Origin of the sequence: Microcoleus sp. Pol7_A1 (genome assembly GCF_036701085.1) — a bacterium.
Classification (GTDB): domain Bacteria; phylum Cyanobacteriota; class Cyanobacteriia; order Cyanobacteriales; family Microcoleaceae; genus Microcoleus; species Microcoleus asticus.
Map to the genome: position 1 here is coordinate 54,898 of NZ_JAUBQD010000002.1, position 19,799 is coordinate 74,696.

Annotated in this window: 16 protein-coding genes; 4 read left to right on the forward strand and 12 right to left on the reverse strand. The window is 43.5% G+C overall.

Annotation, left to right across the window (positions count from 1 at the left end):
* Positions 1-122 precede the first annotated feature (122 nt).
* Both QUA20_RS01845 and QUA20_RS01850 read right to left on the reverse strand, forming a co-directional pair.
* Positions 123-2,525, reverse strand: coding sequence for a hypothetical protein (locus tag QUA20_RS01845; protein ID WP_333184838.1), 2,403 nt, complete (start codon positions 2,523-2,525; stop codon positions 123-125).
* A gap of 421 nt (positions 2,526-2,946) precedes the next feature.
* Positions 2,947-6,516 (reverse strand): hypothetical protein, encoded by a 3,570-nt coding sequence (locus tag QUA20_RS01850; RefSeq protein ID WP_333184841.1) that lies wholly within the window; start codon positions 6,514-6,516, stop codon positions 2,947-2,949.
* A 189-nt stretch (positions 6,517-6,705) separates the two neighbouring features.
* Here QUA20_RS01850 and QUA20_RS01855 point away from each other — a divergent pair, with 189 nt between their 5' ends.
* A complete protein-coding gene (locus QUA20_RS01855; RefSeq protein ID WP_333184844.1) occupies positions 6,706-6,930 on the forward strand; it encodes a hypothetical protein in 225 nt (74 codons plus the stop codon).
* A 246-nt stretch (positions 6,931-7,176) separates the two neighbouring features.
* Here QUA20_RS01855 and QUA20_RS01860 read toward each other — a convergent pair whose 3' ends face one another.
* Positions 7,177-7,800: a siphovirus Gp157 family protein gene (locus QUA20_RS01860; protein WP_333184846.1), complete on the reverse strand. Its 624-nt coding sequence runs from the start codon at positions 7,798-7,800 to the stop codon at positions 7,177-7,179.
* A 241-nt stretch (positions 7,801-8,041) separates the two neighbouring features.
* Between QUA20_RS01860 and QUA20_RS01865 the strand changes: the two genes are divergently transcribed.
* Both QUA20_RS01865 and QUA20_RS01870 read left to right on the forward strand, forming a co-directional pair.
* The gene (locus QUA20_RS01865; protein ID WP_333184849.1) at positions 8,042-9,115 is read left to right on the forward strand and encodes a hypothetical protein; all 1,074 of its coding nucleotides are present in this window, start codon (positions 8,042-8,044) and stop codon (positions 9,113-9,115) included.
* Between the two features lie 74 nt (positions 9,116-9,189).
* Complete coding sequence (locus tag QUA20_RS01870; protein WP_333184852.1) at positions 9,190-9,585, forward strand: hypothetical protein; 396 nt, start codon at positions 9,190-9,192, stop codon at positions 9,583-9,585.
* A 429-nt stretch (positions 9,586-10,014) separates the two neighbouring features.
* On the opposite strand, the gene QUA20_RS01875 is transcribed toward QUA20_RS01870, so the two are convergent.
* The 6 genes from QUA20_RS01875 to QUA20_RS31910 all read right to left on the reverse strand — a co-directional run bounded on the left by QUA20_RS01875 (position 10,015) and on the right by QUA20_RS31910 (position 15,629).
* Positions 10,015-10,347, reverse strand: a complete 333-nt coding sequence (locus tag QUA20_RS01875; protein ID WP_333184854.1) for a XisI protein — start codon at positions 10,345-10,347, stop codon at positions 10,015-10,017.
* On the reverse strand, positions 10,335-10,751 hold the full coding sequence (locus QUA20_RS01880; RefSeq protein WP_333184857.1) for a XisH family protein: 417 nt from the start codon (positions 10,749-10,751) through the stop codon (positions 10,335-10,337). Before QUA20_RS01880 ends, QUA20_RS01875 begins: the two co-directional genes overlap by 13 nt.
* 312 nt (positions 10,752-11,063) lie before the next feature.
* A complete protein-coding gene (locus QUA20_RS01885; RefSeq protein ID WP_333184859.1) occupies positions 11,064-11,402 on the reverse strand; it encodes a hypothetical protein in 339 nt (112 codons plus the stop codon).
* A gap of 283 nt (positions 11,403-11,685) precedes the next feature.
* A complete protein-coding gene (locus QUA20_RS01890) occupies positions 11,686-13,278 on the reverse strand; it encodes a relaxase/mobilization nuclease domain-containing protein (protein ID WP_333184862.1) in 1,593 nt (530 codons plus the stop codon).
* A 65-nt stretch (positions 13,279-13,343) separates the two neighbouring features.
* On the reverse strand, positions 13,344-13,745 hold the full coding sequence (locus tag QUA20_RS01895; protein ID WP_333184865.1) for a plasmid mobilization protein: 402 nt from the start codon (positions 13,743-13,745) through the stop codon (positions 13,344-13,346).
* 1,773 nt (positions 13,746-15,518) lie between these two features.
* Positions 15,519-15,629, reverse strand: coding sequence for a Tn3 family transposase (locus QUA20_RS31910; protein ID WP_071884050.1), 111 nt, complete (start codon positions 15,627-15,629; stop codon positions 15,519-15,521).
* A 425-nt stretch (positions 15,630-16,054) separates the two neighbouring features.
* Here QUA20_RS31910 and QUA20_RS01900 point away from each other — a divergent pair, with 425 nt between their 5' ends.
* Positions 16,055-16,201: a hypothetical protein gene (locus tag QUA20_RS01900; protein ID WP_333184868.1), complete on the forward strand. Its 147-nt coding sequence runs from the start codon at positions 16,055-16,057 to the stop codon at positions 16,199-16,201.
* A gap of 20 nt (positions 16,202-16,221) precedes the next feature.
* On the opposite strand, the gene tnpC is transcribed toward QUA20_RS01900, so the two are convergent.
* The 3 genes from tnpC to QUA20_RS01915 all read right to left on the reverse strand — a co-directional run bounded on the left by tnpC (position 16,222) and on the right by QUA20_RS01915 (position 19,555).
* The gene (gene tnpC / locus QUA20_RS01905; protein WP_333184871.1) at positions 16,222-17,664 is read right to left on the reverse strand and encodes an IS66 family transposase; all 1,443 of its coding nucleotides are present in this window, start codon (positions 17,662-17,664) and stop codon (positions 16,222-16,224) included.
* Positions 17,665-17,668: 4 nt separating this feature from the next.
* The gene (locus QUA20_RS01910; RefSeq protein WP_333184875.1) at positions 17,669-18,580 is read right to left on the reverse strand and encodes an IS630 family transposase; all 912 of its coding nucleotides are present in this window, start codon (positions 18,578-18,580) and stop codon (positions 17,669-17,671) included.
* A 699-nt stretch (positions 18,581-19,279) separates the two neighbouring features.
* Entirely contained in the window at positions 19,280-19,555 is a 276-nt protein-coding gene (locus tag QUA20_RS01915) for a sulfotransferase domain-containing protein (protein WP_333184878.1), read from the reverse strand.
* Positions 19,556-19,799 lie beyond the last annotated feature (244 nt).

Below are 19,799 nucleotides of genomic sequence, written 5' to 3' on the forward strand. Positions count from 1 at the left end.
TAATTTAGTGCTTTAATGCTAATTTAAGTTGCATCTAATCCCTGCAAAATCGCCAAAAAAGGTGATTTTATACAGTGAGAGTGACCCCCTCCAAATGGAGGGTGCAAGTGAAAAAAGTTATTTCACATTTCCATTTCGGTCTCAGTTTTTGTAGCTTCCTGCTTGTTGGAGTTCTGGTTTGGAGCAAGTTGCTGTTGGGAGAGGAGATTTTCTACTACTTCTGGTGGAATGTCGCACAGAAGTACCTCAAGATTACCTTTTTGGAGGCTAGCCTCAAAAACTATTTCGCTGTGAGAGTTAAAGCCTTTGACAGTACCCTTCGACTTGGATTTATCGCTGAATTCGACTTCAAAGTCTAGGCGCGAACCCTGGGAATCGGTAAAGCTGACTTCATCCTGACCGCTTCTCTTTACCATTTCAGCTAGACGCTCTTGGTTGAGAGCTTGTTGAAAAATCTTTAAGCGGTCGAGTTCTTCTTTTTCTTCAGGTTTCAGGAAGTCGTTTGTAACTTCCCATTCTCCAGTTTTATCCTGTACTGCTGAAAACAGTTCCTCGCCTTCCTTAGTTTTTAAGCTGACAGCGGTAGAGGAGTCAAAATTTGTTACATAAAGTTTTGCTTCTCCCAAATCAACCCCGTCTTCTAATGCAATGCCTTCCGCATTTGCTTCTTCTTCAGCTAGGTTGTAAATTTTCGCCAGTGTTGCTGCAAGTTGGGAGTCCTGAGTAAGATTTTGGGCTGTCACAGTGATTTTTTTAGCAGTAGCGCTAGCGCTGCTGCTAGCTGGGATTGTTGATTCTAATGAAATTATTTCACCTATTTCTGTTGCATTTTGTACGAATTGGTCGCTGAGGGATGGAGTTGAGTTGTCGGGTGGTTCTAATTTTGCCTCGCCAGCTTGAACGCCTGTCTCGCTTTGAAGAGAAAGTTTGTTCTCTAAAGCTTCTATTCGCTCTTCTAGGGTATCGAGTCGCTTTTCAAGTCGGTTGAGTGCTTCATTTATTTGTACGAGCTGTTCTTCAAAACTCGCCTCTGTGTCAATCTTAATAGAAGCCGTTTTTTCAGAATTGTTGTCTCTTACACGACCGGAAATTTTATCAACTTTTCCGTGGACTTTGCTAACAGCTTTAGCTAAGAGCATACCGGGTGTTGAGACAAATTCGGCATCCGGTTCAGGTAAGATGTTTTGTTCCGGTTCTGGCTCCGGTTCAGCTATTGGTAAAGCTTCGGATTCAACCGTTGCATCTGCCATTGAATCCGCTTCAGCCAAGTTGGTAACTCGCTGGGAGAGGGAGTCAGCTCGCTGGCTTTGAGCTTGGAGCCTTTTGACAATACCGGCAACTTGGCGCTCTTTTCCAGCCCCAAGAGCAGCTTCTATAATTTGAGAAGCTGCTTTTTTCCCCATCAGAGTAGCGAGAACCGCAACTTGAGTGCTCAGGCCGCTGACAGTTGTACCTTCTACCTCACTTCCAGAAATGGCTGTTCTACCACTAACTTGTACAGCAGCATCGAGGATACTATCGATGTTCTGGTCGTTTGATTTTTTGCCTTGAGGTTGCTGTTGGCTCGTTCGGGTTTTTGAAGGTGTGCGTGCTAAGGATTCAGCAACTTCTACCGCTTCATCTGTCTGAAGTTTTCTTTTGGCTTGGGATTTAGCTGATAATTCTTCGTCTTCCAAATCTTCTCGCTCAGAATTTTGAAGGTGGCTTTTAGTTTGAGGCTTAGCTTTAGGTTGAGGTTTTTTGACTTCAAACTCATCTAACTCACTTAGCTCATCTCTCGGAGAGCGGGTTAAGGCTTTAGATTTAAGCAGTAGTTCCTCCGACTCCAATTCCTGTAGGTCATCTTTTCGAGGTCGAGTTTTGTTTTTAGAATTGGCTGAGGGTTCGTCATCCTCCCAAGTTTTTATTTCATCTTTTTTCGATTTGGTATTGGTTTTAGATTTCGCTCGGCGCAAGGGTTCCTCATCCTCTAACTCATCTAGCAAATCGTCTTTTTTAAACTTAGTTGCAGTTTTAGATTTAGACGGGGAGGGTTCTTCATCCTCCAATTCATCTAGTAAATCGTCTTTTTTAGACTTGGTGGTCGCTTTAGATTTAGACTTGGGGGAGGGTTGCTCATCATCCAATTCATCTAGTAAATTGTCTTTTTTAGACCTTGTTTTAGTTCGAGGCGAATCGAGTAATGCTTCAATTCCTGTTTTAGTAAATCTGTTGTCGTCCGGCTCTCCCAAGTGCTCCATCATGTACTTTCCTGTGGTAGAGCCGTACTCGGGTCGATCGCTCAAACTGAGGACGAGTCCGTTATGCTTGACCTCCACGCTAATGCCAGGTTTGCCGTCTGCTTCCGTTAGTTCTTCAATTGCATCGGCAAAATCTTCTACGCTGGTGAGTCCATTTTCCTGGCAGTAATCTAAAGCTTTCTCGCAGCGATTTCTTAGGTAGTTGAGGATTTTCTTGCCCTCCGCTGTGTTAGGGGTGATGTAGTTTCCCTGGCTTCGGCTTCGGTATGCTGTTTTTGTAGCCATAATCTTTGTGGCGGCGTGAGTGGATATTTCCCATGAAATTCGAGCAGTATGGCTAGTGACTTCACTCTAAAGTGCGGTTTTGGGGAGTTAAAGTGACCCCCTCCAATCGGAGGGGGAAGGCATTGATTAAGCGGAAGCAAAAGAAGTGTCATATCATATCCGTCAAAATACCCATAACACCGCAGGCTTCAATCTGTGTTGTACGAATGTCCTCAAGGGGGGTCAAAGTCGAATGTGTCTTTTCTTGCCTCATTCGACTTTGACCTCCGACAAGCAAGACACATTTAGGCAACACGCATTGAAAAGGTTTGCGCTTTTTCTATGATTTGCATGAGCCTGTATTTGTAAATTCGCCACAGCAAAGTAATAGAATTGCAATTACGGTCTAGTTACCGGACATAATATGACTTCCGAAATTACGTTAAAGTTGTGCGTCGGCAACTCTAATTGTTGAGGATGTGGCTGCTAATTCAGCATCGACTTTTAAGAGATATTTGAGAAAGTGAGCGCTGCTATTTTCCGAAAGCTTCTTAATAAATTGACCTGTTTTCAAGTCAGCAGCTAAGACCGGATTATCAGTTTCATCTCTGACTAAACACCTAACATTGTTGCGAGATTTGCTAATAAAAGCTGTCCAGTTTCCCACAGGAATTGTAGTTTCTCCAGTTTGGTTATATGCTTCACAAATCGCATCTTTCAGCAATTGTGAGAGGTAGGCGGGGCTGGCAGCAATGTCTTGGGATTGAGACGGCGGTTTGTTTTGACAAGGGGTTGGCGATACGGATTGCGATCGCTTTTGGGTAGGGGTTGGCGATACAAGCGGTCGCTCTTGACAAGGAGTTGGCGATACGGATAGCGATCGGTCTTGACAAAAGGTTGGCGGGACTTCTGAAAATTCCTCAACTGATTCAATTAGTTGCACAGAGCTAGGGTTGATGTTTAAGATCAGAGCGCTGCCTTTAGGCGAGGGTTCAATAGTGGCCTCAAAGGTAGTGCCGATCGGCAATTTAGGTGAATTAGCAGAGAACATAGCTAATTCTTGTCCGTCAAGGAGGACAATAGGGCTGCCGTCGCGCCTCGAACCGCTACCGCTAACAGAACCCACCTCAAAAGTCAATGTTTTCTGCCTCCATTTTGGACTGCTAAAGTCAACATCTTTCAAGTCATTGTACTTCTGTCCAATCAGTTCAGCTCTGTCAAACTGAAAGCTTTGCAATTGCTGGCAAATTTCATCTGTAAACAAATTGAGAACCAATGCTGCTTTAGGTGTTTGGTTTTGGGACTCAAGCCAAGTATAATCAGCAGGAGCTACAATGCGTGAACTCACATCTTTGGTGCGACCAAGACCATCGCGGTAAGTTAAGTCTAAACTGTCGATGTCGTTGACATTTTCGCAAAACTTCTTCTCAAGAATTCCCACCAGTTTGTCGCTGGGTTCAATTAAGGCAAAATTGACCATTGGCAGGCTCGGATGCAAAGTTGCTTCATATTTAATGCCTTTGCTGTCTAACAATTCTTTCCAATGTCCCGCTAAGTCTTTGCCAACTGGCTGTCGCTTCTTATCCCTGACAGTCTTATTGCTGCCGTCGAGTTCAAATTCCTCGAAAGGGACGCTCAGAACGTAAGTGTCTTTTGGCATAGCTTCGTGCAGTCGCTCGTACTCAGGTTCAAGGTTGAATTCAATCAGCAGTTGGCGAGAAAGTTCCTTACAAGCTTTGCGAGGGACTTCTAAGTTGGGATTTGCGGTTTCGACGTGCCACATCGCACTAGCAGCTAAAAACCGTTCTTCAGGGTCAGTCCAAGCTTCGGTCACATCGGCTCTTAAGCTCTCGTATAACTTGCTGACGGCTTCTTTAATTGCCTTAGAATCGCCGCCGCACTCCAAGTGAATTTCACCCATCCTTTCTCGATAGCGTTCCTTAATATCTTGCGCCCACCTGACATAATGTTCCTCCCATTTTTCTCGCTCATCTAAGTCAGAAGGAGACTCAAACAAGTAGCGAAATTCGTCGCGGTGGCGGCTTTTTAGACGAGTCGGTTCCCACTCTGGGTTAACAGCCTCCCTAGCAATGCAATTGATAGCGGTGCCGTCTCCTATAGGTAATGGCACCGTTTTGTAAAGCCTGGGGTCGTCTTTGTAATCAAATAGGTAGCTTGGGTGCTGTTCTGACCACTGCTTAGCCTTGGACAGCAGGGTGGGGTGGTGGTCTTCGGTACGAGTAGCACTTTTGGGACTGTCCACTTCAATTTGCAGGGCATCAAATAGCTTTCCAAGAAGCTGCCGCTTCTGTTGATTGAATAAACTTTCTGGCTGTCCCGGTTCTGCTGCTGATGATTGCACTCTCCCGATTAAGGTAGCCACCCAGCCGATTTTATTTTGGGCGATTGCTACGGCAATTTGCCGCAATTTGGTATACTTGCGATCGCCATCACTATCGGTAGCTTTAGTGTAGTCAACTTTCTCTCGCTTCTCCACTGCATCGTACTCATTCTCTTGATTAGCGTGCCTGGTTTCAGAGGCGATATTCGGCATTCGGGAAGCAGGCGTAACTACCAGTTGGTCGCCGTCAAAATCACATTGATGATGCTGCATGGCTTGGTCAGAGCGAATGAAAACGCACCCTTTGTATTGCGTTAATTCGCGCTGGCTTTTGTTGTCTACTGTGTAGCGGCGGATGTTATCTTTACTGACAATTGGGTATCGGGTAACGATGACTTCTGTGCCGTGTCGCAAGTGGGGGGCAACAATTGTACCGGGCTTGAGGCTGTCACAAGGTTGAGCCATTGCTGAACCGTGATGAATTGCTCCCTTAATTGCTAAGTCTTTCCACTTTTTAGCCAGTTGTTCTTGCATGAAATCGACGACTTTGGGAAAGTCGAGGAGTTGACCGAGTTTGTCGTTCCTCAAAATTGAAATTAGCCGGGATTCGTTGCGTTGGGCTTTTTCATCTGTTTCCTCTTGTAATCCGCTGCTGTCTTCGTGAAGGCTAGATTGAAAAGCAGCTTTTTTGTCGTGCTGCTCCACTAAGTATTTGGCAAGTTGCAGCCGGTTATTTTGCAAGTCCGCTAGCTTTTGGGCTTCTATTTTGGTCGGTGTGGCTATGTCAGCCCCAATAGCTGCTTCGGAATACCAAATCGAAAATTGCCAGGAATTTTCGTATTCAGTTACTTGGGCGTTGCCTCGATTTCCCAGTATAGCTTTGGGAAATTCGTAGTCGCCACAGGGGATAAGTTCAGCTAATTGCTCTTTAACAACTCCTTTGATAGAGGAGCGATCCATGATGATATCATAACCCAAGTCGGAGGTTAAATTAGCATCAGGCAACAGCGTTCCTTTGGCAAGAAAGCTAATTTCTGGAGTGTGGCAGTCTTCTTGTCCCCATTCCTGCATCCAGGCAAATCTGAATTGAAAAGGTCGGTTGTAATTCCCTCCTAATTGTTGGGCTAGTGCCGGTGAAATTTTACCGTGACAGTCTCCGGTTTGCCACTTATGAGCTTTCGCTTTTTCACTCTCGTCATCGCTTTGAGAATCAACAATTTTGACTCGCAAGGTTTCGCCGTCAAGGGAGCTATCTAACAATTTGGCTCCAAGGTTGCAACTGCTAACTAGCAGTGAGCCGTAGCGACAGGCGTGGTCGGGTTGGGTTTTGAATACGCTCAACAGTTTGGTTGAGAGTTCAATGTCTGCAAAGTAAACATTTTTGCCGGAGCTGAAAGCAACTCTTCTGGTAATACCATCTCCGAAATCGATGTTTTTCAAAGGGTCGAAGCTGCTATCATTTGGGTCGGGTTTAACGATGCTTAGGGATGCTAATTCTTCAGGTTCAAAAAGCAGTTCAAGCAGGGAGTTACGCAGCACTTCTGATTCAGCTTGGTACCGCCCCTTTGCTCTACCGTCAGTCAAGGACATATCAAAGACTGGGATTTTTAGTCCTTCCCCAGCTACCCATTCTGTGGAGCGATATTCTGGGGTAAGTTTTCTTCTGCTCATTGATTAGCTCCTGAATCCTAGTTTTTACATTTTTAGGACTTACGCACAGTAATAGTCCAGATTTTGACAAGGTTGTTCCTTCACAAATTCCTGCTACTGAGTGATATTCACCCCCTCCAATTGGAGGGGTTTAGAAGAAAGAAGTAGCGTGTTACAATCAGAATGACAATCCCAATGTGGAGAAAAAAAATGAAAGTAGTCCGCACAACTACGGCTATGAAAAGCCAACGGGATTATTTCTCTGATAGCGATAGCGATGCACTTGCTCGCGTTGCTTTTGGAGAAGGTGAAAACAGTCAGCAATTCGGAGGTTTGAACCTCGACGCTAACGGGGTTATTAAAGGTAGAGCGTCAAACTTATTCAACGTCACCGAAGAACAAGTTGAAAACCCTCTATACTGGATTAATTTGTAATAGAGCTAAACCTAAGTTAAGTTGTCGCTATTACAAACAAAACAAGCGTTTCACATTCTAATTCGGAAAGGTCTAATTCAGGGAAGTCTAAGTCGGAGGTGTCTACTATAGCTTTTATCACAGATATGAGGTACACAAGATTCTCTGAATGTCAGGACTTTCAAGCCTTGGTATATGCCTCATTTACCTGACAAAGGCTAGAATTCAGGTGTCAAATCAAGGCATTCCTGACACCTGAAAAGATGGCTAACGCCGTTTTTTGGACTGCGTTTTATCCGAAGAACGACTCTCAAGCGTCTGGTTGGCTTGAAGAGAGTGCAAATTGTTACCGGGAAGCAAGCTGTAGACCACTTTACGCTTGCGGAAAACCCTAGTGCCATCTACAGGCATTCCTTGTTTCCAAGCGTCTGAAATCGCCTTTTTGTCGGCAGAAATTACGGTTTTGGTTTCGACTCGACGATAGGGTTCTGGTAGTTGAGATGGGTCAATCAAAACTTCACAGGTAGGCGGATTTTCCTTAACAGTAATGCGGCGGTGTTTGCCAATAATTTCGGAAGTTAACACGCCGCACTCGTTGAAGTAGAGAACGGTTTGGTCTAACCGCTCTCTCCACCCCTGGAGTTTGTGGAGAGCTCTTGAATGCAGCTCTATCAAATACTGCATCCGGGCTGTAATTCCTGCAATTTCGGCATCAATTTGGTCGGCTAAGTCGGCATGGGCATCAACAGCGAGTTCCTGGGTTTCTTGGGTTTGCCAAAGGGATTGCAGCAGTTGGTCAATTTCTTCTGAGCTTTCTGCTGACTCTAGTTGATGCCAAAGTTGAGCCGCAGTTATTGAACTTTGAGCAAGCGTTACTGTGGCTAAATTCATGCTTAGTATCCTCCGTTGATGCAGGTGTGATAATAATCGCGGCGTTCTTCGAGTTGAGTAAGCGCAGCCATTGTTGTCGCGTCGGATTTAAGAGAGATTTGTTTGTCCTTTTGTATTTTGCTAACTGGTTGAGAATGAGTTAAATTTTGTGAGTTTGACTGGGTGATTTTTTGCATACAATTCAAAAAACTTTCTTAAAAATAGCGCGACCGCGCTCTTAAAAAAAGGAGTATTTAAAGTTATGAATTATCCTATAGTTTTTTACCCAAAAGTGGTAATGCAATTCTGCCATCAATATCCTTTGCCAGAGGCAACTTCTAGTTGTGCCACCTCATCCCAACTTCAAGAAACTCAACAATTCGAGCAACCTGTTGTTTTGCTGACTCCGCCTCAACCACCTGTGGTGTTACCTGTCAAGTTGCTGTGGTTAATTTGGGTGTTTTGGCTCTATGGTGCGATCGTACTTCCGCTATTAGCTATTTCTTGGGGTTGGCTGTGGTGGGAAATGCTGTTGATAGTAGCTGCTTATTCATGTTTAATTGCGGCTGCTTATAGTTATGTGTTTGGTTGTCGCCAAAAGCTGCTATCCAGGTATAAGCAGCAAGTTCTTGAGTACAATCAACAAGATATGTTATCCCATCAAGATTTATTATCGAATAAACAGCAAGATTTTTCTAGTTTTAAGGTGGAAAAAGAAGGGTTGCAGACAGGTTTAAAAAGCGCCCAACTTGAGTTAGATTCCAGAAATCGATTGCTCAAGGATTTGATGTCACTTCGCGTTAGTTCCACCAGCATATCTCAAGCTCGGCAAGGAGTGAGTGAACAACGCTTTTTGCAATACTTACAGCAATATTTCGAGGAAGTTGTCCAAGCAGCAGAGTTTAAAATTCCGTCATCTGGGAGGAGCTATTCAGCAGATTTTACTGTAATTCACACTCCATCTGGACTCGGAATTGATGTCGAGATTGATGAACCTTATGCTGGCAAATCTAAGAAGCCCACTCACTGCTGCGATGCTGACAGGGATATGCGCCGCAATCAATTATTCTTAGAGTGGAATTGGATTGTGGTTAGGTTTACTGAAAAGCAGGTGGTTCAGGCTCCTTTGAGCTGCTGTAAATTCCTGGCTCAGGCGATTGCCTTTGTAACGGGCGATCGCTCTTATTTAAAGCAACTGGAAACTGAGCCCGATTTGCTAAGCGTCAAACCTTGGACAACAAGAGAGGCAAGGGCTATGGCTAAAAGCAACTATCGCCTTACTTATTTATCTGGATTTGGCGTCGGTTCTGCTTGCAATCGGGTTTCAAAGTTTTGATGCGAGCGCACGCAATATCCGACTTATTGACTGCAATAAATGTTTATAATTAATACAAAGGAGACAAAATAGAGATGCTGTCATTTGAAGAGGGGTTCATTGAAAGTCAACAGCTCAACCAAAGACTTCTGCAAACAATTCGTTTGCTTGGAGAGTACAAGGGAAAGCAGGAGTTATTTAAACAACAAGCCCCACAAGTTTTAGGCACTTTGCGCCAAGCTGCGGTTATTCAGAGTACCGAATCTTCTAACCGCATTGAAGGCATTACTGTGCCGCTAGAACGGATTAAGAAATTAGTAACAGAAAAAACAACGCCGCGCGATTGTTCAGAACAAGAAATTGCGGGTTATCGGGACGTGCTAACTACAATTCACACTAATTATAACCACATTCTTTCTATTACCAGGCGTGGGAGTATTTCTTGGGAGTCATGCTACTATCAGCTTATCGGGAATTTGAGCAGCGGGTAGGATATGTTACATCCGCAAAAGGAACTAAAACGGCGAGTGTATTGGATGCAATCAACAAGGAGAAGGGAAAGGGGAAGGGGAAGGGGAGAAAAAGCTGATTACTTGGGAAGGTAAAGGGACGGAAAAATCCAGGTTATTGTTAGCTTTTATTGAAGAAAAGCGAAAACTTATCCTTCCTTCCCCTTCCCCCTCCCCTTATTAACCTATTGCGACGGAAGAGGGATGCTGGGCGTTTGGAATGTCGGGGACGAGGAGTTGAGGCGCATTGGCGAAAGCAATAGATAGAGGAATTACGCACAACCAACTGGGTGTTAAGTTCAAGTACGAAATCTAACACCAGTTGCAAAAATTATGCACGCTGACGAAAGCGGTTAACTATTAAAAAAAGTAGCCTTAAAAACAGCTAATTTTTTAACTCTTAAGCGTAATTTATCCAATAGCAAAGTCACTTAATTGTCGCATATTAGGAGGGTCAAAGCCAAGTATAATGTCTTGTTTAGGAACTCCTAATTCTACGAGCTCGTTAGCAATACCCACCTCGGTTCCATCCTGCTGAATCCAAATTTTATTGTCCATAATATCCAGGTGCAAAACCGGGCCATAAATTCGCCGGTGATTGCGCCAGCCCACATATACTAATTGATAATGATCGCGCTCGGTATCAAAGATAGTTTGAGCCTGAATTCGCTCATCCCACACAAGACTAGCGTGTTGGGAGAGCAGATTTTGGATGTGCTGCCTATAAAGGTCTACATTTGCCATTGTGCGATCGCCTCCTGCTCTATATCGTAAACAATTAAATGAATTTGATTTTGTTGAATTAAAGACTGAATAAACCCCATTGTAAAAAAACTATCGTAGACATTGCTGGGTACTGCTAGGTATAAAAGTCTGTCAGTTTCTTGTTGTTGCAAAGCTGCTCGATAACTAATGAATTGTCCTAAAGCTGTGTAAAACTGGGAGATTTTGGAGGGGCCAATAAAGCTTTTGATTTCAACGGCAATTTTTTGTCCGTCTTTTTCGGCCGCAACCACCCTTTCGGCACCCAAGTCGATGTAAAGTTCTAGAGTTCCTGCTTGTAAAGTGTATGGATCGTGAGTAATCTGCCATCCATCTTTCTGGAGAGCGATTTTAACGACTTCGTGAAAGACATCTTTAGCAGACATAGCTGTACTGACTCGTTGTGTTTAATATCTCGGATAGTTGTATTTCAAGTATATACGCTCTTCATCTGAAAGCGATGTTCTCGGGCAGCGCCACAAAACTTTGCCCCTCTGCCTTTTTTATGTCAGAAAAAGCCTTTCGTCCGAATATAATTGTCCAGCCGACTTAGTGTTGCGCCCGGTCGAACATATCGGCTTGGTCTTAGTGCAGGATATACACCTATGCTGCTATGAGAGGAAGCCATTTTTGAATGTGGTTTTAATGTTTGCTATTGGCCGCCGGAGAAACAAACTTGTCTCTCCGGCATAATTTAATTACCAGTCGATTTTTAGCTCGCAGTTTTTGTTGCTGCCGTTGCTGCTACCATTGCTGCTACCATTGTTGGTGTCGTTGTTGCTACGGTTGCTGCTTTCTTCCGTGAATTGGAAGTTTAATGCCAGCAGTTCTTGCTCAAGAATTGACTTTCTGTCTAGGACTTTTTTGTCTCTGACAAGTCGCAGAGCGTGGATTATTTTGTCGAGCGTTTGATAGCTTGTTTGTTGAAAATTCAATACAAGTGTTGTTTCCCTGCCCATGATGTACAGTTCGTTTTCTGTTTGGTGGACGAAGGTTAAATTATTGAAATTGTAGGTGTTGGTTTGCGATACTTCCATTTTTTATCTCCGATACTTTATTTTTTGGCGCGACAGCGCTCATTTTTTTTGTACTAACTTTTAGGAAAAAACGTATAAATATTTTTTTTCAAGGTCGGCTCACCAAAAAAAATGAGCCAGCGCCGTGTCAATTTTCTTAGGAAATCCAGGAAAAATAGTTGATAAATTTATTCACCAACTTGTAATACTTAGTGGTAGCACTATCAGTAATTTAGGTCGTAAGCTGGAAGTTTGTTAAGTAGCGTTTTTATTAAACACTACTCACTTTTTCAGGGAACCATAACTAATCCAGTTCGATATCTTGGATGCGCTGTTTGTACTGTTGGTTATTTTGTTTTTGAGTTTGCTGTTCTTGCTCAATTAATTGTATCCAGATATCATTCCAACTTGACTGTGGATTAACAAGTTCTGCATTCGGTAGCAGGTCGCTTGCATTTCGAGCGAGCATATAATCTTCTGCAATCGCTATAATAACGCTATCGAGTTCTTGTAAGAATTGTATAGGCAGTTGTGAAGCTCGTTCAATTCCTAGGTAAATTGTCGCTGGTGCTGTTGCAGAGTTTTCCTGTTCAACAAGCAAAATTGAAAGAACCTCTATTGGGTTACAGGCAATCACAGCTCGCTCAATTTCTCCAGTAGTCGCTACCCAGAAAGCAGCTTCAGATGACAGGGGATGGGTTGTAGTAAAGTTGCCTCTTTCATCGAGAACAAAAGCGAAGCTGGCTTCCCCGTCAAGCGTCCGTGCTGTAAAGACAGCCTTTTCTGAGTCGGCATACAGCCAAGAATGAGAGTGCAATTTTTCAAGCAATTCTAAAGGTAAACTGTACTCGACAGCTAGATGCGATCGCACTTTTTGCCACTGAGTTTCATTCCTTTCAGGCAGGATTGACAGTTGTAACTCTAACTCATTTGCTGTTGCAGGAATTGCAGGTGCGGTTGTTTCTAGCTCAGATTGTGACGACTCTAGCTCATTTGCTGTTGCAGGAGTTGCAGGTGCGCTTGCTACTAACTCGGATTGTGACGACTCTAGCTCATTTTCCTCTGCCTCGCCAGGGGCGTTCGCTAAGTGTTGTGGCTGCATTAAAGCCTCAATTAGGGCGTTATCTCGCCCTTTGTCATAGCTAACGCCTCGATGCTTTTGCAATCCAGAAAAAGTGTAGGCTTTACCCAACTGAGTGCCACTTAAAGCGACTCCATCTAAATTGTAAGAAATGCCTTTACTGAAGCCGATTCCAGTTAGTGTGACTTGCACCTCTACGGCTTGTTGCTGCAACCGCTCAACGAATTCTGGCATACTTGGGTTGTCTTGGGTAACTTCATCAATTAGGTCTTGCAATTGCACCCTGACACTCTTGTTTCCCTTGCTTTTAAATTGCCTGTGTTCTCCTGTAGTCTGAGCTCGCTTGTCTGTTTCCCAACTGGGTGTAACAGTTTCCAGGTTGTAACTCCGTTCGAGCTGGCGAATAGTTTCTTGGCTTTTGTAATAGTCCCAGCTATCGTCAACAACACCTCCATCTAGGCAAATGCGACTGGCGACGATGTGAATGTGGTCGTGTTCTGTATCGCTGTGCTTGACAACTGCGTACTGGTTGTTGTCAAATTCCATCGCTTTCATGTAGTTGGCTGCGATAGCCAGCCAGCGTTGGTCATTTTCTTCAGAATCTTCTAGTTTTTCGGTGCTACCGACAGATAAAGTGGCATGAAAAACTGCTACTTTCAGGTTAGGTCTTAGCTGTCGGGCGATGGCAAATTCAGCAGCGAGTTCTTCAGGAGTTTGTCCGCACATAGTACCGCCAATTAGAGCGGCGTCTTTTTTACCTAGCACGTAGTTCAGACAGCCCCGAAAGCCTGTACCTTTGATTTGTTTGCCAATCATAACCGAAAAGCCGTCAGTTTCACAGCATCGATTGCTCAGGCGGTAAAGCCCAGGCTTGTTAATAATTAGCGTACTGTAGATTTAGCGAGGTTTGCAACTATTGTTTTAATTGCCTTCCCGTTTTCTCGAATGAGTTGCTGTACGCTTTCTAAGAGTCCTGTATTGACAACAACGGGTTCTCCCAATGCCACAGCACTATTGCAAGCTTTAGCCATCTGATTGAGGTTGTTTCCGGCAATTCTCAATTGGGCATCAATCTTGCATAACACTTGATAGGCTTTTAAGTCAAATGCAGCTAGAGGGCGCGGCATGGTTCTCCTCAAAGCTGCACGGCGCATGAAGTCGCTCATGCTCAAATTGACTAGCGAGGCTCTTGCTTTAATTTGATTGTAGTCAGAGTCAGTGAGGCGAATGTGAATATGGTTGGATAGCCGCTCTCTGGGTTTGACGGACGGTAAAGTTTTCATAGTTTTTAATCAGTAAAAACCTCTTGCCAAGATACAAGTTAACCGCTGTAATTAAAAACCGCTAGTCAGGTGATTTTATCCCCTCCAATTGGAGAGGGCTATTAGAGGGTTTATCAAAGTAGAGACTGATGCCTACCCAACTCTCAGTTTATTTAATTTTTGTGTATAAATTATAGCGAGTGAGGCGATCGCAGTGGAAGGACGATTAAACGTCTGACGGTGATGGCTGGTTAACAAAAGAGCGATGGCTGGTTAACAAGAGAGCGAGCAATGTGAGCGATCGCTACCCAAGTGCGATGGGAAAGTTGTGGCAATTGATGCCGGTGCTGCCACAAAAGCCGCCACAACAGCAGGAGCAATGTGAGCAATCGGCACAGTCGAATATCGGGTAAAAATTAAGCGCCTTGACATCTAGGATTCCCCATTCATAAGGGTGCATTATTTTTTGTCTGCATAGATTAGTTAGGGTTTGCGATCGCAAAAACATTGCTTGCTACTACTCAAGAACAGCCATAACCTGCCTCAACCAGCAAATGTACGCTCGACACAAAAAAGCAGCAATTTGACCGACAAATTCAGGCATTTGCAGGATATTTTCGGGTAAATACAGGTAGAGTGCAGTTCCTGCAAATGCCTGTCTCCTTACTGATTTTGTACTGCAAATGCCTGACTTTATACTGCACTTGCCTGTGTTGCGAGCGATCGCTACTTACAGTCGATGGCTATCGTGTTGGTAGCTGTAAAAGTCAACGCATACTCCGCCCTTCGAGCGCTCGACCTTCGTCATTACCATTTCCTCGATCGTCCGATGTTTGAAATAAAGAAAACTTGTTTCTTTTCTTCGATCGCAAATTATTCTCGGTCGTGAGAGGCCGAATGACCGAATAATTACGAAGGTCGGATGGAGGATTGCGAATTATTCGCTTCCTCCGGTTTAATTCAATCTTGTACTCGAAGCTCCGTGACCTCCTACAAACTCGGTTTACAGTAGCCGTGAGGAAACGACCGCTTGGTTTACAGCAGTCGTGAGGGAACAGCGGCTTGATTTACCGCAGTCGATCGACTCCCAACTATCAATGCTCGTTATAGTTCTCCACCTGATTAGTACAGACAGTAATCTCTATTCATGGGGTGGATGATTTTTATATCTGAAATATAAAGTCGCCGTTTGTGATCACAAAACCATTGCTTGCTACCGATAGAGAACAGCCCTAACCAGTCCCAACAGGTTATGGCACGAACAGCACAAAAAAGCAGTAATTTGACCGAAAAAATCAGGCATTTGCAGGATATTTTCAGGTAAATGCAGGTAAAGTGCACCCCCTGCAAATACCTGCTTTCCGCCTGACTTTATACTGCAAATGCCTGACTTTATACTGCAAATGCCTGACTTTAGCTGACGCAACAATTAGCTAATTTTTTAGCGTTTTTAACAAAAACTGGATTGATTTAATAGTCAAGTTACGATACCTAAGTTGAATTAAAAATCAATTTAAGCAAGTGCGAAAAAATTGGCAACACAGTAGCCGTTATCTAAATTGAATAAAAAATCAAATAAGGAGTATGAGAAAATTGGCAACACAGCAGCCGTTATGTCAGCCTTGACAGTCGCGTAAATTGCTGTTGTCGGGCCCGCGCTTTGCAATCGGCTAAACTGTTATTGTCTGATAAAGCTTGACAGTCGGATAAAAATTTACCGCCTGACTCGGTTTACAGTAGTCGCTCGGTTTACAGTAGTCGCTCGGTTTACAGTAGTCGCTCGACTCCTAGCTATCAATGGCGGTTATAATTCTCCACGTTATGAGTACAAGCAGTAATCTCTTGCCGTAAAGAGCGATCGCTAATATATTCCAACAAAAACATAATTCGCAGTGCCTGTCCCATACCTTACCGCTCTTATTGAGGCATGGACGCTTCAGTCGCGACTCGCGAGTCGCAACTGATTCCATATCAACAAGGTTTGAACTGCGGGTAAGCACTATGCTCAATATTGATGGGGGTGGATTATTTTTCTCTGCACACATTAGTCATGGTTTGCGATCGCAAAACCATTGCTTGCTATCGAGAAAGAACAGCCAAAACCAGCCTCAACAAGCAAAGGCAGTCCTTGCACAAAAAAGCAGTAATTTGACCGAAAAATTCAGGCATTTGCAGGATATTTTCAGGTAAATACAGGTAGAGTACAGTCCCTGCAAATGCCTGTAATCTCACTGAGTTTATACTGCCTTCCGCCTGACTTTATACCATTTTTTTAAAGATCTGATAGAGATAAAGAATGTAAAATCCAAGACCATCCGGTGAGAAAACCAATGACGCGAGCGGTGAAAGATGCCAAAATTTCCTGGACTTTTGTGCGGAGTTCGTCAAGATTACTAAACACCGACCAAGCTAAAAAATCTTTAAGATATTCCCACACTCTTTCTGTGGGATTTACTTCGGGACAAGCCGGAGGCTGAAATAGTAAAATGGTAAGGATTCAGGTCTGAAAGAAGGGAATAAGCTCAGGAATAGTCAAGTCACAAGAATGGGCAGAAATAGCCTCACGGAAAAAAGCCATTACTGAACGAGCTTGAAAACGACAGGTTTGAATCACACTCAATAGATTAGCAGTTTCCTCAAATCGCTTCATCGAACGAGAGCCGCCAGAAACTTTCCGTTTCGTTACAGCTAGGCGTAGGGAACGTTCTGCTAAATTATTATCTGGAGGAACCGAGGGGTCATTCAGAAAATACCACCATTGTTCTGCCTTATCCCGTAAAGATTTGAGTAACAAACCTGCCGCATAACCAACTTGGTTCAACCAAGTTGCCAAAGCTTGATTCAATCGTATTTTGAAATCCTGAGCCCACGAGTTGTAGGTGAGTTGCTCCTTCGTCTTTCGCCAGGACTCATGGGCCTTAAAAGCTTCATCTATTAATGAAATAAATACTTGGGCGACTGCTGCATTATTGTCACCCGGGAGTCCCAGCACTCTCTTAAAATGCCGTCGTAAATGGGCTAGACACTTCTGTTGGGCTGTGATTGTGCCACCATTATAAACACTGAAATCATCTGAGCTTAAGACTCCAGCAAATTCTGTACCCAGCATTGTTTCCAATTCCACACGTCCCCTGGTATCTGCGGCATGGAATAAACAGAATCCCTCTCCACTAGCCGTCCATAGCCATTCTTTAACCCCCATGACACACCACGGCGTTTCATCTACATGAACATTTGATTGAAGAGGTGCCCATTCCCACAGTGCTTTGAGCGCTGGTTTGACTGCTGCTGCTACTCGTTGATTGGTTTTTTGGAGTGTTCCCACTCCGACTTCAATCGTGCCGAGTTCCCACAACAATTCAGTCAGCTTGCCGTAGGAAAGATGCCCATAATTGCCCAGCCAGACTAATAGGGATTGGAGATTAATGCTCAAGTCTTGGCCTGGAACTATTCCCAAGGGTGGTTCTCCTCTAACTATTGCACCACATTCGAGGCATTTACACGAGTGTGTCTGATATTCGACGACCTCGATTGGTTTTGCTACTAGACTTGCTACTTGCTGTCTGTGGATGTTGATTACTTCACTTAATTCTTGACTGCCACAATTTTGACAGATGTTGGGTGAGCTAATTTCGGTTCTATCTACTCGTCCAAACCCTTTGCGAGTTTTCCCCTGATGACCTGGTTGTCCGCCTGGTTTCTTTTTCTGGTCTTCTTCTGCTTTGACTGTTGATTTCTCTGGTTTTTGGAGCAGATCCGTTGATGGGGGCTTTGAAGAAGTCTGACTGGTGCTCCGCCTTTTGCCCGTAGCAATAGCTAATTTTTCTTGCAATTCTTCAATGATTTTTTGCAGCCCCAGTACCATTTCCACCAGTTCAGCTTGGCTCAACTGCTCGATTTCGGTTTTTTTCTGCTTTCTGGTCGCTGCGGGCTTTTTCATTCGTTTATTTTACCCGCTTTTGCCACTGAAGTTTTTTTTGACCTGAATCCTTACGTAAAATGATATTGTCTGGTAATTCAGATGAGCTTAAATTATGAGCGGGTGCGTTATCTACTTGAATGATGTGTAATTCATGAGGATATTGGATTGACAAAAGTTGTAAATATGCTTCAAAACAAACTTTGTCTAAATGGGAAAACTCCCAAAAAAAACTTTTCCCCGCAGGGATCGATACTGCGCCATACAGCCAAAAACACTCAAATTTCCATTGATGCTTTCCGGCGGGCTTTACGCCGAAAAGGGTCAGCTTACGCCGACAAATTGTATGCAGCCCTATCCGCGTTTCATCACTACACCAATAAGTGACTTTTTTATATTTGTTTACTTGAGGTAAAGCTTTGTATAGTAAAGCTTTTATCTGTTGATGCAAGTTGTTTTTAAATTCATTAATTGCCGTAGATTTCTGAGAAATACTGCGAGGTCTGGGAATTTTTAATTTACTTTTTAATTCCCCTCTTACTAAAGAATAGACAGCCGGGTAACTACTGGCTATTCCTTTAATCAACCAGAGCCAAAGATGAACTTCTTTATAACTCTTAAATCCTTCGGGGTCTCTCAACTCTTGTTGCAAGGTCGCTGCTATTTCAACTGAGAACTTTTTTGGGCGACCGAAAACCTGCCTATTTTTTAACAAATTTTCCAGACCGCCCCTTCTATATTGTCCGAGCCAGCGATGAATCGTTGCCTCACTTTTACCTAAAACAGCGGATACTTCCCGCACAGTTTCTACTTGTTTTGACTGAAATAAATAAAGCATTTGGACTTTATTATAAGCTAGGATTCTTCTTTGTTGCTTGAGGATTTCTCGCAAATTTTCTCCAGATTCGGTAATCTTTATATGAGGACGACCAGACATTGTAATGCTCTCCTTTACTTTTTACGCAAGTCTATCATATCTTTAAAAAAATGGTATTATACTGCTTTCCGCCTGACTTTAGCTGACGCAACAATTAGCTATTTTTTAGCGTTTTTAACAAAATTTAAAGTGATTTAATAGTCAAGTTCCGGCATCGGAGTTGAATTAAAAATCAAGTTAAGCAAGTGTGAGAAAAGTGGCAGGCAGCTAAAATTTATGAAGCGATTTTGTAGCATAGCAGCCGTTATGCCAGCACTCAACTTGAGGCTGGGCTGTCTGGTTTTTGCGCTCCGTTGAGGCTGAAAACGATACCTCGATAATAAGGCAAAATGTTGTTGTCAGACAAAGCTTGACAGTCGGGTAAAATGTTGTTGTGTGGCTAACTCTGACAATTAATCGGGTAAAATGTTATTGTCTAGCAGAGCTTGACAGTCGGGTAAAAACTTACCCCCCGACCACGAGAGCCCTTGGTTTTTTAGGGAGTGACGGCGATAGCTGGATGCACCGCAAGGTTTGCTAGAAGGAGGCGACGGTCAATCGGAGGCCGGCTGCGATTAAGTCTGATGCCTCAATATTAATTTATGGGACAGGGGTAAAGACAAGAGCATCGCGTAGGTGCTGCCGACGATCGCTACCCCATCAGAGCGATCGCGATCGCAGGAGATATTGAGCCAACCATTGCTCCAAATATAATCACTCCTAGTTAAACTCCATACCTAAATATTCCTCTAGTTCCTGATTATAAGGGTGGAAGAACTCCACTAATTGTTGACGTAATTTATCAGAGACGAGAGAATATGAACCTGGATTGTAATTACGATACTCAGTTAGTTGATAGTCTGGTAAGTTCAAAAAACGATGAACTTGTTTCATTGTGGCTGATGGGTTGCTATAAAATTCTTCACTTTTGAGGATTAAAATCTGTTCTTTTGGAAAAACAGCCATCCATTTTTTTATAAAATAGTCCAGTGACAAAATACTAAAAAGGCTGGTAGGTCATACGGATGCAGTTTTACGCATAAGTTTCATACTGAGTGTGCTGGCGTTAACTTAAATTTATCCTCAAAACTTTGCTAGGTAAGGCTTTAAGATTATTTACCTCTGCTTGCGCTGTTGAGCAACTTGCTCAACTGGGGGCAATTGGCTTGAAATCCCAGCCACCTATGATGTAGGAGACCAGAAAACTAAAAATTTAGCACACTAAGCACGGAAGAGCCAA